General features: G+C 68.6%; 16 protein-coding genes. 7 read left to right on the top strand and 9 right to left on the bottom strand.

Annotation, left to right across the window (positions count from 1 at the left end; translation table 11 throughout):
• Window positions 1-408: 408 nt before the first annotated feature.
• Window positions 409-1,107, top strand: coding sequence for a queuosine precursor transporter (locus tag D477_RS15745; RefSeq protein WP_005271633.1), 699 nt, complete (start codon window positions 409-411; stop codon window positions 1,105-1,107).
• Here D477_RS15745 and D477_RS15740 read toward each other — a convergent pair.
• Window positions 1,104-1,736 (bottom strand): DinB family protein, encoded by a 633-nt coding sequence (locus tag D477_RS15740; RefSeq protein ID WP_005271630.1) that lies wholly within the window; start codon window positions 1,734-1,736, stop codon window positions 1,104-1,106. The two genes, D477_RS15745 and D477_RS15740, sit on opposite strands and share 4 nt — an antisense overlap.
• A gap of 83 nt (window positions 1,737-1,819) precedes the next feature.
• Here D477_RS15740 and D477_RS15735 point away from each other — a divergent pair, with 83 nt between their 5' ends.
• The gene (locus tag D477_RS15735) at window positions 1,820-2,434 is read left to right on the top strand and encodes a DUF4126 domain-containing protein (RefSeq protein WP_005271628.1); all 615 of its coding nucleotides are present in this window, start codon (window positions 1,820-1,822) and stop codon (window positions 2,432-2,434) included.
• Here the strand turns inward: D477_RS15735 and tgt are convergent.
• Window positions 2,400-3,680, bottom strand: a complete 1,281-nt coding sequence (tgt, locus tag D477_RS15730; protein ID WP_005271626.1) for a tRNA guanosine(34) transglycosylase Tgt — start codon at window positions 3,678-3,680, stop codon at window positions 2,400-2,402. The genes D477_RS15735 and tgt overlap by 35 nt on opposite strands.
• Before the next feature lie 134 nt (window positions 3,681-3,814).
• On the opposite strand from tgt, the gene D477_RS15725 reads away from it, so the two are divergent.
• The gene (locus D477_RS15725) at window positions 3,815-4,870 is read left to right on the top strand and encodes an FUSC family protein (protein WP_005271623.1); all 1,056 of its coding nucleotides are present in this window, start codon (window positions 3,815-3,817) and stop codon (window positions 4,868-4,870) included.
• A 75-nt stretch (window positions 4,871-4,945) separates the two neighbouring features.
• Here the strand turns inward: D477_RS15725 and D477_RS15720 are convergent, their stop codons facing one another.
• The 4 genes from D477_RS15720 to D477_RS15705 form a co-directional block, all read right to left on the bottom strand.
• Window positions 4,946-5,698: an SRPBCC family protein gene (locus tag D477_RS15720; RefSeq protein WP_005271619.1), complete on the bottom strand. Its 753-nt coding sequence runs from the start codon at window positions 5,696-5,698 to the stop codon at window positions 4,946-4,948.
• Window positions 5,699-5,750: 52 nt separating this feature from the next.
• Entirely contained in the window at window positions 5,751-6,650 is a 900-nt protein-coding gene (locus D477_RS15715) for a DUF6707 family protein (RefSeq protein WP_005271617.1), read from the bottom strand.
• 206 nt (window positions 6,651-6,856) lie between these two features.
• A complete protein-coding gene (locus D477_RS15710) occupies window positions 6,857-7,396 on the bottom strand; it encodes an NUDIX hydrolase family protein (RefSeq protein ID WP_005271614.1) in 540 nt (179 codons plus the stop codon).
• 148 nt (window positions 7,397-7,544) lie between these two features.
• Entirely contained in the window at window positions 7,545-8,240 is a 696-nt protein-coding gene (locus D477_RS15705; protein ID WP_005271612.1) for a hypothetical protein, read from the bottom strand.
• Between the two features lie 74 nt (window positions 8,241-8,314).
• On the opposite strand from D477_RS15705, the gene D477_RS15700 reads away from it, so the two are divergent.
• Window positions 8,315-8,905: a YdeI/OmpD-associated family protein gene (locus tag D477_RS15700; RefSeq protein ID WP_005271609.1), complete on the top strand. Its 591-nt coding sequence runs from the start codon at window positions 8,315-8,317 to the stop codon at window positions 8,903-8,905.
• Between the two features lie 27 nt (window positions 8,906-8,932).
• Here the strand turns inward: D477_RS15700 and D477_RS15695 are convergent, their stop codons facing one another.
• The 3 genes from D477_RS15695 to D477_RS15685 are packed head-to-tail and all read right to left on the bottom strand — an operon-like array spanning window position 8,933 to window position 11,308.
• Window positions 8,933-10,081, bottom strand: a complete 1,149-nt coding sequence (locus tag D477_RS15695; RefSeq protein WP_005271607.1) for a glycoside hydrolase family 76 protein — start codon at window positions 10,079-10,081, stop codon at window positions 8,933-8,935.
• Window positions 10,074-10,652 (bottom strand): dihydrofolate reductase family protein, encoded by a 579-nt coding sequence (locus D477_RS15690; RefSeq protein ID WP_005271605.1) that lies wholly within the window; start codon window positions 10,650-10,652, stop codon window positions 10,074-10,076. Before D477_RS15690 ends, D477_RS15695 begins: the two co-directional genes overlap by 8 nt.
• Window positions 10,649-11,308 carry a dihydrofolate reductase family protein gene (locus D477_RS15685; RefSeq protein ID WP_005271603.1) on the bottom strand — a complete coding sequence of 220 codons (660 nt, stop codon included), beginning with the start codon at window positions 11,306-11,308 and terminating at the stop codon, window positions 10,649-10,651. Before D477_RS15685 ends, D477_RS15690 begins: the two co-directional genes overlap by 4 nt.
• 244 nt (window positions 11,309-11,552) lie before the next feature.
• On the opposite strand from D477_RS15685, the gene D477_RS15680 reads away from it, so the two are divergent.
• From D477_RS15680 to D477_RS15670, 3 genes are all read left to right on the top strand, one after another.
• On the top strand, window positions 11,553-12,329 hold the full coding sequence (locus D477_RS15680) for an SDR family NAD(P)-dependent oxidoreductase (protein ID WP_005271601.1): 777 nt from the start codon (window positions 11,553-11,555) through the stop codon (window positions 12,327-12,329).
• 232 nt (window positions 12,330-12,561) lie between these two features.
• Complete coding sequence (locus D477_RS15675; RefSeq protein WP_005271599.1) at window positions 12,562-13,248, top strand: HD domain-containing protein; 687 nt, start codon at window positions 12,562-12,564, stop codon at window positions 13,246-13,248.
• A 187-nt stretch (window positions 13,249-13,435) separates the two neighbouring features.
• Entirely contained in the window at window positions 13,436-14,176 is a 741-nt protein-coding gene (locus tag D477_RS15670; protein WP_005271597.1) for an IclR family transcriptional regulator, read from the top strand.
• Window positions 14,177-14,373: the final 197 nt, after the last annotated feature.

Below are 14,373 nucleotides of genomic sequence, written 5' to 3'. Positions count from 1 at the left end.
AGGAGGCCGTCCAGCGCGTCGGGCGGCATGCCGGCAGCCGCCGGGACCCTCCCCTGCGGCTCGCTGCGGGGTGCCGTGGGGCCGTCGTCGTTGTCCTGCATCATCGCCTGCTCCCTCGTCACGGCTGGATCCCGCCCCGCAGCGCCACCCCCGCCACTAGAAACAGTTGCCTTCGTCCGGGCCGGCAGCTGAGTGGCCCCGTAAACCCAGAATAGGCGGCGCGGGGCGGATGGCAAGGCCACCCGGGGCGGACAGCCAAGGTGAAACGACGGATAACCAGGCCGTGGGAGAATTGGAGGCGGCCCGGGTGCAGACGGGCCAGCCAGTGCTAATACAGCGGACGCTGCCGAGCCCTCGCCGGACCGGCCATGCGTTGCGCGAACCACTACTTCCCTAAGGGTGCAATCCATGCCTGACCTGCAGAAATCCCGCCCGGCAGCCCGCGCGCGCTTCGCCTCGATCGGCAGTCCGTACTTCGGCATCATGCTCGCCGCGATGGCGGTGGTGCTGATCCTGTCCAACATCGGCGCGTCCAAGGGCGTGGTGCTCGGGCCGATCGTCACCGACGGCGGCTTCTTCCTCTTCCCGCTGGCCTACATCCTGGGCGATGTGGTCAGCGAGGTGTACGGCTTCCGGGTGGCGCGGCGGGCGATCTTCACCACGTTTGCCCTGTCCGCCTTCGCGTCGCTGTGCTACTGGATCATCATCATGCTGCCCGGCTTCGACGACGAGTTCGGCGCCTCCAAGCAGGCGGCGCTGGAGGGCGCGTTGGGGCCGGTGCCGCTGATCGTGCTGGCCAGCCTGCTGGGCTTCCTGGTCGGGCAGACGCTGAACTCCTGGGTGCTGGTGCGGATGAAGGAGCGGTTCGGCGAGCGGCGGCTGTGGGCCCGGCTGATGAGCTCCACCGGCGTGGGCGAGTTCGCGGACACACTGATCTTCTGCTCCATCGCGGCCTCGGTCATCGGCATCACGGACGTGGGCACGTTCCTCAACTATGTGGTGGCCGGGTTTGTCTACAAAACGCTGGTCGAGTTCCTTTTCGTGCCCATTACGACGGCGGTGATCGGCCTGGTGAAGAAGCGGGAACCTTCGTACGGGCAGGTTTAGGTACGGCCCGCGCGCCGGCCGCCAGCGGCTGATCCGGCCTGGCGGGCGGCTGCCGCTTCAGCATTGCTTGCTGCCGCTTCGATCCGAGCGCGGTGGCCGGCCCATTCCTCGCGGCTCCGGGTGGAAAGGTTCGGGTCCGCGGCACCTTGCCCGGCGGCGCCGTCGATGAGTTCGCGGAGGATGTCCGCGTGGCCGAGGTGCTGCGCGGTCTCGACGCACATGTGCACCAGGATCTGGTGGAGGGTTACCCGGCGCCGCTCTTCGGGCCACCACGGCACTTCCCCGACGGCGTCGAGCGGCAGCACTTCGATGGTCGCATCGCTGTGCGCGGCGGAGAACCGGTGGAGTTCGAGGATCTCCTCGCGGGTCTCGGCGGCCGTGGCCCACAGGTCGGCGTCCGGCTCGGCGCCGTCGGCGAACCAGGGCAGGCTCCTTCCGCTGGGCCGGCTGAAGACTTCGCCGAAGTAGTCGAGCTGGACGCTGGCAACGTGCTTGACGAGGCCGAGCAGGTTGGTGCCGGTTGGCGTCAGCGGCCGGCGCACATCGTACTCGCTGAGGCCCTCGAGCTTGCCCGCGAGGTCGGAACGCCGCGAACTCAGGTACCGGTGCAGAACCGCCTTGTCATCCATGCGTGCACTCTACCCACGCGGGCTGACATTCTGGACTGCGCCCGGGCAGGCCGGGGCAGCCTTGGCGGGTTTACCCTTGTCCCATGTTCGAGATCCTGACCGGCACCGGATTGTCAGCGGCAGCGGGTCTGAACGCGTTCATCCCGATGCTCATCCTCGGCCTGCTGGACCGGTACACCGACCTGGTGCAGCTGCCGCCCGAGTGGGACTGGCTGGCGAACGGCTGGGTGCTGCTCATCGTCGGCGTGCTGCTGGTGCTCGAAATCGCCGCGGACAAGATCCCGGTGGTGGACAGCTTCAACGACTGGATCCAGACGGTGGTCCGGCCGGCCGCCGGCGGAATCGTGTTCAGCAGCGGCGTCTCCTCCGAGACGGTCACGGTCTCCGATCCGGACACGTTCTTCGGCGGCACGGCCTGGGTTCCGGTGGTGATCGGCATCGGGATCGCCTTCGTGGTGCACCTGGTGAAGATGATGACCCGCCCGGTGCTGAACGCCGCCACCGTGGGGGCCGCAGCGCCGGTCGCCAGTACGGCCGAGGACACCGCGAGCCTCTCCCTCGCACTGGCCGCCGTGCTGCTGCCGCTGCTCGTGGTGGTGCTGCTCGCCGTCGTCGTTATTGCCCTATGGCTGCTGTACCGCAGGTACCGCCGCCCGCGCCGGGTCAGGAGTAGTAGCGGCCGAGTACTTCGGCCTTGAAATCGAAGAAGCTGCCGTCCTCGATGGCCAGGCGCGCGTCGTCCACGAGTTTCACGGTGAAGCGCTCGTTGTGGATGGAGATCAGCGTGTGGCTGACCATCTCGTTCGCCTTGAACAGGTGGTGGATGTAGGCGCGGGTGTAGTTGGCGCAGGCGTAGCAGTCGCAGCCGTCCACCAGCGGCGTGAAGTCCCGCTTGAACCGGGCGTTCGAGAGGTTCTTGCGGCCGTCCGGGGTGTAGAAGGCGGAGTTCCGGGCGACGCGGGTGGGGGAGACGCAGTCGAAGGTGTCCGCGCCGTTCTCGATCGCGGTGAAGATGTCGTCCGGCTCCGAGATGCCCAGCAGGTGGCGCGGCTTGTCCTCGGGCAGCTCCTCGTTGCACCAGCGGACGATCGTGCCCAGGTTCTCTTTCTCCAGCGCCCCGCCGATGCCGAACCCGTCGAAGTTCATGGCGCCGAGGTCGCGGCAGGCCTTGCGGCGCAGGTCCTCGTACTGCGCGCCCTGGATTACTCCGAAAAGCGCCTGATAGGGCCGGTGCGAGCGTTCCTTGGTGAGCCGTTCGTGCTCGATCACGCAGCGCTCGGCCCACAGCCGGGTCCGCTCGAGGCTGGATTCCTGGTAGCCGCGCGAGTTCATCAGCGTGGTCAGCTCGTCGAAGGCGAACATGATGTCGGCGCCGAGCTGGTGCTGGACCTGCATGGAGATCTCGGGCGTGAACCGGTGGCGGTCCCCATTGAGGTGGGACTTGAACCAGACGCCGTCGTCGTCCACATGCGCCAGCCGCTCCTTGCCCGCGGCCACCCGGTCATCCGAGCCGGAGCCGGCGGCAGCGGCGGCGTCCATGTTGATGACCTTCTTGAAGCCCGAGCCCAGGCTCATCACCTGGAAGCCGCCGGAGTCCGTGAAGGTGGGGCCGTCCCAGTTCATGAACTTCCCGAGCCCGCCGGCCTCGTCCAGGACGTCGGCACCGGGCTGCAGGTAGAGATGGTAGGCGTTGGCCAGCAGCGCCTGCGCGCCCAGGTCCTTCATGGCTTCCGGCAGCACTGCCTTCACGGTGGCTTTAGTGCCGACGGCGATGAACGCCGGCGTCTGGATCTCGCCGTGCGGGGTGGTGATGGTTCCGGTCCGGCCGTTGAATCCGCCGCCGTTGGCCTCGATCTGGCTGGTAGTGGGAGCTGCGGTTTCGGCCAGGCGCTTGCCGACCGTGAAGGAAAAGTCAGATTGGGGCACCCATCCATTCTGCCGCATCTGCCCGCGGGCCCCACCGGGACTTGTCCGGGCTCACGCCCTCCTGTTCGGGTGCTCACTTAAGTGGCCGGCTCCCTGCCGGGCAGTCCTAGAGTGGAAAGTGGTTCCCAGCAACGAGCCGAAGGCAGGTCCGCGTGAAACAGCATGTGCGGGAGTTCTTCCGCGTGGGTCCGGCGCGGCAGGACCACATCGTTGGGCTCCGCTGCGCGGCGAGCGTGGGCCTGCCTCTGCTGGTCCTGCTGGCGATGGGCCGATTCGACCTGATGGTCTTCGCCGCGTTCGGCGCCTTCACCGGAATCTACGGCAGGGGTGAGCCGCACGGCGCGCGGCTGCGGCACCAGGGCCAGTTCGGCGTGCTGATCCTGCTGGTCATGCTGGGCGGCTACGTGACAGCAAAGGCCGACGCCGGACCCTGGGGCATCGTGTTCGGCACCACCGTGGTGGCCGGGTTGTGGTCGCTGGCAGTGAACTACTTCAATCTGCGGCCCGCCGGCGTCATCTTCTTCACGTTCGGCTATGCCGCGATCGGCTCCATTCCGGCCACGGCGCCACTCTGGCAGGCCATGCTCACCGGCCTGGCCAGCGTGCTGCTGGCGATGCTGATTGGAATCAGCAGCCGGCTTCGTCCGTCATGGCGGACGTCCATGGCGCCGCCGGCCAAGCGCGTCCTGACTCCGGGGCACTGGCGGGAGTTTGGCGTGGAAGCAGCGGCGAATGCTACCGCGGCCCTGGCAGCCGGCACGATCGCCACGGTGGTCGGCCTGGGCCACAACTACTGGGCGATGGTGGCGGCCGTGGCGCCCATCGCCGGTCCCAGCCTGACCCAGAGGATCAACAAGGGAGTGCACCGCATCATCGGCACGTTCGCCGGGGTTGTCGCCGCCGGCTTGCTGCTGGCTCTGCACCCGGCACCCTGGGTCATGGTGCTGATGGTCATTGTGCTGCAGTTCGCCGCCGAGATGTTCGTGCTGCGGCACTATGCGCTCGCGCTGATTTTCATCACGCCGCTGGCACTCATCATGACCGAGCTGGCGGCGCCAACGGACCCGCAGGAGCTGATGGTGGACCGGGCCTGGCAAACGGCGATCGGCGCGCTCGTTGGCATCAGCCTGGTATACCTGATGCACCAGCGCAGCCTGCGCGAGAAGAACCGCCGCCGCTTCCGCAACCGGCGCTCCGGCCAGGTCTGACCGGCCTGGCCGGCAGGAAGCGGCCCCGCCGCCGGGTCAGGGAAAGCGCCAGAGCAGCTGCCGCGACGCTGCCGGTCAGAGCGGGCGGCCGACCGTCAATTCTTCCGACGACGGGAAATGCTGGGTGCGCCAGGAGTCCCACGCGGAGCGGATTTCGCCCAGCCGTCTGGCCCCCAAACCGTAGGTCGTGATCAAGACCTGCGTGCCGCCGTCGGGCCTTAACCGCTCATGCCTGGGCATGTCCGCGACGATCAGCAGCCCGTCCCCGTGCTCCGCATAGGACCGCACGGTCAGCCCCAGCTGATTGTCTGTGCGGAACCAGACCTTGCCGCTGATCGTCTCGCCCGTGCTGAGCTCGGCCTCGTACTCTTCTCCCGGAGCCGGCAGATTGTCCAGGCCGAGGCTCGCCAGCGCGCCGCCTTCGGGCACCGCGTCGTGCGAGAAGTAGGTGGTCTGGCGCGGTGTGTTCGGGTGGCGTTCCAGGGCGAAACGCAGCTGCTGGAGGAAGCTGGTAAAGCCCTCGGTGATGTCCTGGTCCCAGTCCGCCATCTCGGATTCGGGGTCCACCGGACCGCGCTCGAGCGTGACCCGGGTTCCGTCGCCGACTGGCTCCAAGGTGAACGTGTTGCCGCCGTTGGCCACGAGTTTGAGGTGGTCCTCGCTCTCGGTGGCGTCGGTGAAGTAGATGAGGTTGATCTCGTCCTCGAGGCTGTCCAGTTCCCAGCCGTGCCATTGGGCAATCAGGCTCGGCTCGCGCAGCATGACCCAGACCTGGCGGGCATCGGCGTTGATGTGGACGCTCAGTGGGTTGTGATTGCTCTCCGTCATGCGGCCGACTCTACCGCCGGACGCTCGCGAGTGGCCAGAGCCGGGAGCCCGATCAGCGCTCGCTGAGCTGCTCGGTGAGGGCGCGCACGGAGACCAGCTCATTGGCGATCCGGCGGTCCAGCTCGGCTGCCTCAAGGGTCTCGGATCCGCCGTGGGTGCGCAGGTACATCAGGACGGCCAGCCGTTCCACGCGCCACTCGCGCTCCGAGGACCTGTCCCCGGCCGCCAGGGCACGGTGGATTTCCTTGTCGAAGAGATTGGGCTCATTGAGCTGGCGCTGCAGGACGATGGCGTTCATCTTGGCGCGCAGCGGGTCCGCTTCCTCGACCTCGTCCGGCGCGCGGAGGGCCTTGGCCAGCCGTTCGGATTCCTCGGTGTCGCCGGCTTCGTGGTTGATGTAGGCAGCCATCGCCAAGGCGGACTGGATGGACTTCCACCGCCCGAAATTCCCGTCGAAGGGCAGGTCCGTGATCAGCCGGCAGACCGCCAGGGCGCTCTCCTCGTCCGCCGCGTGGATGAAGAGCCGGTGCGCCAGATCCCGGACGTCCTGGAGGTTGCTGCCGGACTTGGTGTTCAGGCCCCTGCTCAGCCGGGCGGCGATCCGTTGGATGTCGACGTCCTTCGGATGGGCGCGGGCGACGTCGACGATGACGGCCTCCGGCGTTCCCTCCTCAGCGGGGATCAGCTCCAGGTCATCGAGCGCCAGGGCGCTGGCGGGGCCCGGCCCGGGACGGCTGGAGGCCACGCGGATGCTGGAACCATGGGCGATCCGCACGGTCTTGCCGTCCTTCAGCGTGGCCATCACCAGGGCGGGCGTGCCGAAATCGTCATTGACGACGGCGGTGCTGGCGACTTCCGCTGAATGCTTGCCTCCGCGGCGGAGGAATTTGTGTCCCGGTTCGATCGCCTCGGCTTTGATCGTATGGACATACGTTCGCTGCTGCTCGGTCATCGGGTCCTCCATGGCTCAGGCTCAGCCTTCAGTATATGAATCTGTGACCTTGAAAGCCGAAGTTGCGCCACGCCGTCCGGTTATGGTTCGGGCGGTGCCGGGAGGCGTCCGGCGGTGGCTGGTGCCGGACGCGGCCTGCCGTCAGCGGCACCAGCCGACAGCGCTACTTGCCCTCAGCGGCACCAGCCGGCATGTGCTACTTGCCCTCAGCGGCACCAGCCGGCATGCGCGAGCGCCTGGCGCAGGAGGTTGCCGCGGCCGCCGGTGAATTCGGACTGGACTTCCGGGCTGAGCGCGTCCTCGGGGCTCATCCAGGTCAGCTCCAACGCGTCCTGACGCGGGTCGCATTCGCCGGTGACCGGGATGAGGTAGGCCAATGCAACGCAGTGCTGGCGGTCGTCCGTCAGGCCGGTTTCCGACGGCGACGGGAAATACTCTGCGACGGTGAACGGGATGGGGGAGGCCGGCAGCTGCGGGAAGGCGAGCGGGCCGAGGTCCTTCTCGAGGTGCCGGATCAGGGCGGCGCGGATGGTCTCGCGGTACATCACGCGGCCGGAGACGAACGAGCGCACCATCTGGCCTTCTTCGGACGCCTGCAGCAGGAGGCCCACGTCGGTGACGTATCCGAGGGAATCCAGGCGTACCGGGATGGCTTCCACGTACACCATGGGCAGCCGCCGGCGGGCTTCGTAGAGGTCTTCTTCGGAGAGCCACCCGGGATTCGGGTCGGGAGTGCGCACGTTCATGTACTTGTTGTATCGCACGGCTGAGGTTCGGGTCACGCCGGAACCGCCGGTCAGCGCCGGTTCACCGGAGAGCGTAAGAGCCCACTACAGCCGGAACAGGTGCCGGCGCCCCTAGGGCCCGCTGGTTCCGGCGGTCCGATGGTGAGCTTCAGCGCGGCCGGGTGATGCGCAGCTTTCCGCCGCTGGGGGAGTCCGGGCCGTCCGGATCCGGGACCTCCAGCACCGGTCCTGCGGGGGTGTCGGCGAGGCTCGGCTGGAGTCCCGCACCGGCGAGCTTTCCGTGCAAAACCTGCAGGTCGCCGTCGTACTCGAAGGCAAGGTCCGCGTCCGGCTCCCGGGCGTGCCGCACGTGGACGACCCCGCCGTTCTTGGCGGTGAAGTCGGCCGCATCCTCGGTGCGGCTGCGCTCGCGGGCGCCCATGTCCGCGAGCACCTTCGCCGCCCCCGCGACGTCCGGGGTGAGCCAGACCGCGACCACCGCAAGGGCCTGGTCCGCGTCATGTTCGTGGGCCGACTCGTTGGCCCGGTCCACGACGAACTCCAGGCCGTCCGGCGGAATGACCTTGACGTTGGCGCCGTGGTCCGCGGAGAAAGGGACGGCATGGCTGCCGGCGTCCTCGGTCCGCTGCCGGAAGGTCTCGAGGTCCCGGGCTTCGAAGCCGAGTGCGGTGGTGGCGTCGCCGGTGGAGGCTGCGGGCATGGCATGCAGCGCGAGGCGCCCATGGCCGGCGTCGAGCTCGATCCAGGTGCCGTAGTCCGCGGTGACGGCCATGCCGAGCGCTGTGAGCAGGCGTTTGAACTCCTGCGGATGGGAGGTGTAATGGACCGGGCGGACTCGCAGCATGGGTTCCTCCTGGCTCGGCGGCGTGTGGTTCCAGCCTATGGCGTTCCGGCCGGGTCCGTCGCTAGGTTTGGTCCATGCCCGCGGAACTTCCGGAACTGCTGCTGCCCGACGCCTCGGCCTGGCGCGCCTGGCTCCAGGAACACCATGCCGCCTCGCCCGGGGTGTGGCTGGTGCTGCACAAGAAGGGCGGCAACGTGACCGAGCTGGACTACGAGGGCGCGCTGCAGGAGGCGCTGTGCTTCGGCTGGATCGACGGGCAGGCCAGGCGGCGCGATGCGGAGAGCTCCTTCCAACGCTTCAGCCCGCGGGCCAAACGCAGCGTGTGGTCGCTGCGGAATGTGGAGCGCGTGGCACGGCTGGAGACCGACGGACGGATGCAGGATGCCGGCCGGGCTGCGGTGGCGGCGGCGAAGGCTGACGGGCGCTGGGAGCTGGCGTATGCGGGACCGGCCACGGCGGAAGTGCCGGAGGACCTGGCCGCGGCGATCGCAGCGGTGCCCGAGGCGCAGGCCATGTTCGACGTGCTGACGTCGCAGAACCGCTTCGCCCTGATCTTCCGGCTCAGCCAGCTGCGCACGCCGGAAGCCCGGGCGAAGAAGATCGCCGGGTTCGTGGAGCTGCTCGCCCGGCACGAGGCGCCGTATCCGCAGCGGAAGAAGCCCTGAGCTCGGCCAACAGATGATGGGCTGGCGTCAGGGGCGGAGCGCCGCCGCTTCCAGCACCATCCAGGCCTGCAGCTGGGTGGAGAGCTCGACCTGTTCGCCAGGCGGATAGGAGGTCTTGGCCGGAACGGCAGGATCCTTCGAGAAGACCAGCACCTCCCAGCTGCGGTGGCTGTCGAAGCGGCGGCCGGCCCAGAACGCGTCGGCGGTGTTGGCCACCAGGGACCGCGCCAACGACCGGGCGGCTTCGGGCAGCGTTGCCGACTCCGCCGCGAGCGCCAGATAGCGGGCCAGGATGCCGGTGAAGAGGCCGCCGTCCCCGTCGCCGTGGGTCTTCAGCACCGGCCTGCCCTCGTGCTGCGTGGTCAGTTTGGCGGCCACCGCGGCGATCAGCGCCTCGGCCTGCTCCAGGTCCTGCGGGCGGCCGAGTTCCAGCAGCGCCCCGAGTACCGGCCCCTGGTTGTAGGTGTAGATGTCCGGCACCAGCACGGGGCTGCCGCCCACCAGCCGCAGCCCGTCGCGGTAAAGCCCTTCGCCGGCGTCGTACAGGTTCTCCCGCAGCCAGTCCACCAGTTCCGCCGCACGCCCGCGCTGCCCGGTGCGGGCGAAGAACAGCGCCGCCGGCGCGGTGGCCGGGGTGTTCTTGAAGTCCCGCTTGGTGTTCCACCAGAGCCCGCCGCCCAGATCCTGCGTGTGCGCCGATTCCAGCGCCGGGCCCAGCGCGCGCAATGCCCTCCGGTTGAGCCAGCGCGGTTTGTCCGCGGCTTCGGCCAGGGCGTCGAGCCGGCCTGCCGCCAGGGCCAGCCAGGCCATGTCGTCGTAGTAGGAGTTGGTGAAGCGCAGGAAATTGCGCAGCCAGATGGTGCCCAGCACGCGCCCGCCGAGGGCTCCGGCACTCAGGCCGAAGGCGCCGTCGTAATGCTGTTCCCGCTCCAGCTCGCGGCGGCCGGCATCCACCAGGCAGTCCAGGTAGTGCGCCTGCCACCAGTAGTGCCAGGGTCCGCCGAGGGGCCAGAGCCGCTGCGCCGGACGAGCCACGGCGCCCAGGTGGGTGAATGGCAGCCCGAAGAGCCGGTGGCCGAAATGCCCGATGACGGCGGCGGCCGCCTCGTCCGCGCGCCCGGCGGCACGCACCGCACCGGCGGCACGGTGGTCAGGAACGTGGACGGATTCAGGCATGCAGAGTGGGCCGGTAGATGAGCTCTTGGATGTGGCCGTCGAGCGTCCGGTGCTCAATCAGCTCGAGGTCGAAGTCGGCTGCGCCCCGGAAAATCGGGTCCAACCCGGTCCGGCCGGTGATGACGGGGAAGAGCGTCACCTGGAGGCGGTCGACCAAGCCGGCGGCGAGCAACGCCCGGTTCATCGACAGGCTGCCGTGCGAACGCAGCGGAACTTCGGACTCCTCCTTGAGCCGGGTGACAACATCGACGGCGTCACCGCTGGCCAAGGTTGCATCCGGCCAGTCGAGGGGGTCCTTCAACGTGGTCGACACGATCGTCGCCGGCAGGTTCCTCATCCGGGTGACCCAGGGGTCGCGCACCTCGGACTCCTCGGTGCTCGAAGCCAGCATCTGCGCGAACAGCCGATACGTGTGGGCACCGAAGACCATCCGCTGCTCCTTGCCGTACACGTCGAGCCGGTGGTCGAGCAGCTCGGGACCTTGTTTACCCCAGTAGCCGGTCCAGTTGCCGCCGGCAGCGCCGAAGCCATCGAGGCTGGTGAAGACGTCGAAGGTGTAGGTGGCGGTCATGATGGTCTCCCCGGCTGTTCGGGTCCCGGCGGCGTTCGGTCGTTGCCGGCGGTGATCGACTCGGCCGCGCTCGTCTCCACAGATCCCTCGAGGCACCGGTAGCGCAGCAGCATCACACCGGCCGGGAAAGGCCTCGGCTTTTCGGCCAGTTCGAAGCGGGCGGCTGGTGTGCCTTCCGGGAACAGCCTCTTTCCGTGCCCCAGTACGACCGGGCAGACCCACAGGTTCACCTGGTCGACGAGGCGTTCGCGGAACAGCGTCTGCAGCAGATTGGCGCTGCCCCAGGTATGGATCAACCGATGACGCTCGCGCAGCCGGGGCACTTCGGAGGCAGCGTCGGAAACCTGGGTGCTGGTGTCCCAGGACAGTTCCGGCGTGCCACGTGAGGCGACATATTTGGGCATGCGGTCGAAGGCACGCCCAATCGCATTGGGCTGGCCTGGCCAATAGGGGCGGAAGATATCGTACGTTGTACGGCCCAGCAGCAGCGCGTCGGATGCCTGCACGTCCGCGTCCAGCTGCTCCCCGGCCTCCGAATCCCAGTACGGGCGCTCCCACCCGGCATACTCGAACTCTCCGTCCTGGACGGTGGGGCCACCGTTGGCCTGGATCACGCCGTCGAGCGTGACGTTCATGTAGACGTGCAGTTCACCCATCGAGCCGTCTCCTCACGTTCGCCCGTGGTGTCCGTTCGGGCTGCCTCGCGATCCACAATACGAAGGGCGCGCCGGGCCGACAACCGGGTCGCCTCGAACAGGTCCCGGGCCGACAGCCGGGTCGCCTCGAACAGGATCGGGGCCGCCCTGCACCTTTATGGAAAACCCCGCATGTTCGCGCCCTGGCACTATGCTGGCAGTGCGCGCCAGAGTCCCGCAACGCCCGCCGACCGAGGAGGAACTGTTGGAGCTGACCGGAGCAGTAGCCCTGGTGACCGGAGGTGCCTCGGGTTTGGGGGCCGCTACCGCCCGGCGGCTGTACGACGGCGGTGCTTCCGTGGTGCTGGTAGACCTGCCGCAATCCGCGGGGGCGGCTTATGCAGCCGAACTCGGCGGGCGGGCGGTCTTTGTTCCGGCGGACGTGGCCAGCGAGGCGGAGGTGCAGGCGGCGGTCGAGGCGGCGGCTGCGCTCGGACCGCTGCGTGTGGTGGTGAACTGCGCCGGCGTCGGAACGCCCGGGAAGGTCCTCGGCAAGCAGGGCGTGCTGCCGCTGCAGGACTTCGAGCGGGTGGTCCGGGTCAACCTCATCGGCACTTTCAACGTGCTGCGCCTGGCCGCCGCCGCCATGGCCGGAACCGAGCCCGTCTCCACCGGGCTGGGCGGACCGGAACGCGGCGTGATCATCAATACCGCCTCCGTCGCCGCCTTCGACGGGCAGATCGGCCAGCCCGCGTACGCAGCGTCCAAGGGCGGCGTCGCGGCGATGACCCTGCCGCTGGCCCGGGAGCTTGCGCGCTCGCTGATCCGCGTCGTCGCCATCGCCCCGGGAATCTTCGAAACCCCAATGCTGGCCGGCCTGCCGCAGGAGGCGCAGGATTCCCTTGGGCAGCAGGTTCCGCACCCTTCGCGGCTCGGCCACCCCGCCGAATATGCCAACCTCGTGGCCCACATCATCGACAACGCCATGCTGAACGGAGAGACCATCCGGCTGGACGGCGCCATCCGCATGGCGCCCAAGTAAGCCTGATCCCCTTCCCGGTCGAGTGCTCAGGTTCCCATCGAGTGCTCAGATACAGCCCCGTTTTCACAGCCCCGTTTTCACCCGAAAAAGGGCATCATCCGAGCACTCGATGGCGGGGTGCGGTCCAGGCGGCGGGATGAGCGGGGAGAGGCGGGGCGGAAAATGGCACCCGCTTTCGCTGAGCGGAAGGATCGGGTTGCCGCCGATGGAGCGGTTGCTCCACGGTAAAGGCATGACGAAGATGGCGCCTGCGGCAAATCAGTTCGGCCGCGATGTCTCCGCCGGCATCGAGGAGGAGCCGGACGGTGTGATCACGCTGGAGCCGGAGTTGGCCCGGTTGTGGAAGAAGGCAGCGCCGCTGCTGGCTGTGCGGGACAACGATGCCCATACGCTGTACGCCCTTGGCCTGGCCCGCACCCTGCTGCACGCGCATCCCGAGGCGGATGCCGCCGTCGTACTTCCGGCGATGATGCTGCACGACATCGGCTGGTCCCAGGTGCCGCCGGAAGACGTGCTGCTGGCGATCGCGCCGGGCGGCGGACGGCCGGATCTGGTGCTGCTGCACGAGAAGGAGGGAGCGCGGCTGGCCGCCGGGATCCTGGCAGAGGCGGGGTGGGATGCCGCCTGCGTTCCGCGGATCCTGGAGATCATCGACGGCCACGACTCGCGCAGGGAAGCGCTGTCCATCGAGGACGCCATCGTGAAGGACTCGGACAAGACCTGGCGGCTGAGCCCGCATGGCATCGACACCGTCATGGACTGGTTCGGGCTGGACCGCGGGCAGGCAGTGCGGCTGTGCAGCCAGCGCGTCCATGGCCATCTCTTCACCGAAGAGGCCCGAACCATCGCCCGGGCGCTCTCCGCGCTGGAATCCGTGACGCTCTGGCCGGAACGGCAGGCGCTGCTGAGCGGCCGCTAGACTCGTCGGTGCCGGGCCGAGGGAGCCCGGTTTGCGGATCCCTGCTTGAACTGTTGGCCCGTAGTGGCTGGATTGGACGCTGGATGGGCGTCGAATCCAGCCACTACGGGCCAATGGATGAGGCTGGCGGAGAAGGAGGCGGCGTGGCGGGCGGAAACCGGGAGCCGGGCGGACGGTCACGTCCAAGGTGCTCGCCATCCTCGAAGCGTTCGAGAAGTCGCGGGGCGCGTTGAGCCTGACCGAGATCGCCGAAGGCTCCGGCCTGCCGCTGAGTACCACGCACCGGCTGGTCGCCGAACTGGCGGACTGGGGTTTCCTGGCGCGCAGTGCCACCGGACGCTACCAGCTGGGCATCCGGCTGTGGGAGCTGGCGCAGAACACCGGCCGGCAGCTGCGCGAGGCGGCCCGGCCGTTCGTCCAGGACCTGTTTTCGCTCACCGGGGAGACCGCCCAGCTCGCGGTCCGGGCGGGGCATGAGGTGCTCTACATCGAGCGGATCTACGGTACCAAGCGGGTGCCGCGGGCCTCCCGGGTGGGCGGTCGGCTGCCGATGCATGCGACGGCGGTGGGCAAGGTCATCCTCGCGTTCGAAGAGGAGTGGGTCCGCACGGCCTACCTGAACCGGGACCTGGAGCAGGCCACGGCACACACGCACACCAACCCGCGGCGGCTGGGGGAGGAGCTGGTCCAGATCCGCGAGCAGGGCTATGCCACGACGCTGGAGGAAGTGCGGCTGGGGTCCTGCTCCATCGCCGTGCCGGTGTTCCATACCGGACGGATCGGCGCGGGACTCGGGCTGGTGCTGGCGTCCCCGCAGGCAGCCTCGATGGCCCGCCATCTTCCGGTGCTCAAGGGCGTGTCGGCGCAGATCGAACGCGCGACGGCGCACATCCCGCTGGAATCCCTGCTGGGCATCAGCCGGCGCTGAGCAGACCGCGTCCGGCTTTGGCGGAGTGCGGATTTGATTTCCACTGAGTAGAAGCCCGTGGTCTGCATCACGGGGTGATGTGCGCAACACTGGATAGCGAACGAACCGCGGCAGGCACCCCATGGCCGGCTGCGGGAGACGATATCCAAGGAGCACAGATGTCACCCTCGACTGAGACGTCGCCCAAGGCCCCTTCG

Origin of the sequence: Arthrobacter crystallopoietes BAB-32, from assembly GCF_000328305.2 — a bacterium.
In the GTDB taxonomy this organism is placed as follows: Bacteria; Actinomycetota; Actinomycetes; order Actinomycetales; family Micrococcaceae; genus Crystallibacter; species Crystallibacter crystallopoietes_A.
Note: the sequence above shows the minus strand (reverse complement) of the source record. Positions and strands in the feature narration are given on the sequence as shown.

Excerpts from the sequence above, each read along its gene's own strand:
- D477_RS15700 (WP_005271609.1), top strand. The coding sequence starts at position 8,315 with ATGCCCGCGGAACTTCCGGAACTGCTGCTGCCCGACGCCTCGGCCTGG.
- D477_RS15745 (WP_005271633.1), top strand. The coding sequence starts at position 409 with ATGCCTGACCTGCAGAAATCCCGCCCGGCAGCCCGCGCGCGCTTCGCC.
- D477_RS15690 (WP_005271605.1), bottom strand. The coding sequence starts at position 10,652 with ATGACCGCCACCTACACCTTCGACGTCTTCACCAGCCTCGATGGCTTC.
- D477_RS15735 (WP_005271628.1), top strand. The coding sequence starts at position 1,820 with ATGTTCGAGATCCTGACCGGCACCGGATTGTCAGCGGCAGCGGGTCTG.
- D477_RS15685 (WP_005271603.1), bottom strand. The coding sequence starts at position 11,308 with ATGGGTGAACTGCACGTCTACATGAACGTCACGCTCGACGGCGTGATC.
- D477_RS15720 (WP_005271619.1), bottom strand. The coding sequence starts at position 5,698 with ATGACGGAGAGCAATCACAACCCACTGAGCGTCCACATCAACGCCGAT.
- D477_RS15740 (WP_005271630.1), bottom strand. The coding sequence starts at position 1,736 with ATGGATGACAAGGCGGTTCTGCACCGGTACCTGAGTTCGCGGCGTTCC.
- tgt (WP_005271626.1), bottom strand. The coding sequence starts at position 3,680 with ATGCGGCAGAATGGATGGGTGCCCCAATCTGACTTTTCCTTCACGGTC.
- D477_RS15710 (WP_005271614.1), bottom strand. The coding sequence starts at position 7,396 with ATGAACGTGCGCACTCCCGACCCGAATCCCGGGTGGCTCTCCGAAGAA.
- D477_RS15675 (WP_005271599.1), top strand. The coding sequence starts at position 12,562 with ATGACGAAGATGGCGCCTGCGGCAAATCAGTTCGGCCGCGATGTCTCC.
- D477_RS15695 (WP_005271607.1), bottom strand. The coding sequence starts at position 10,081 with ATGCCTGAATCCGTCCACGTTCCTGACCACCGTGCCGCCGGTGCGGTG.
- D477_RS15715 (WP_005271617.1), bottom strand. The coding sequence starts at position 6,650 with ATGACCGAGCAGCAGCGAACGTATGTCCATACGATCAAAGCCGAGGCG.
- D477_RS15705 (WP_005271612.1), bottom strand. The coding sequence starts at position 8,240 with ATGCTGCGAGTCCGCCCGGTCCATTACACCTCCCATCCGCAGGAGTTC.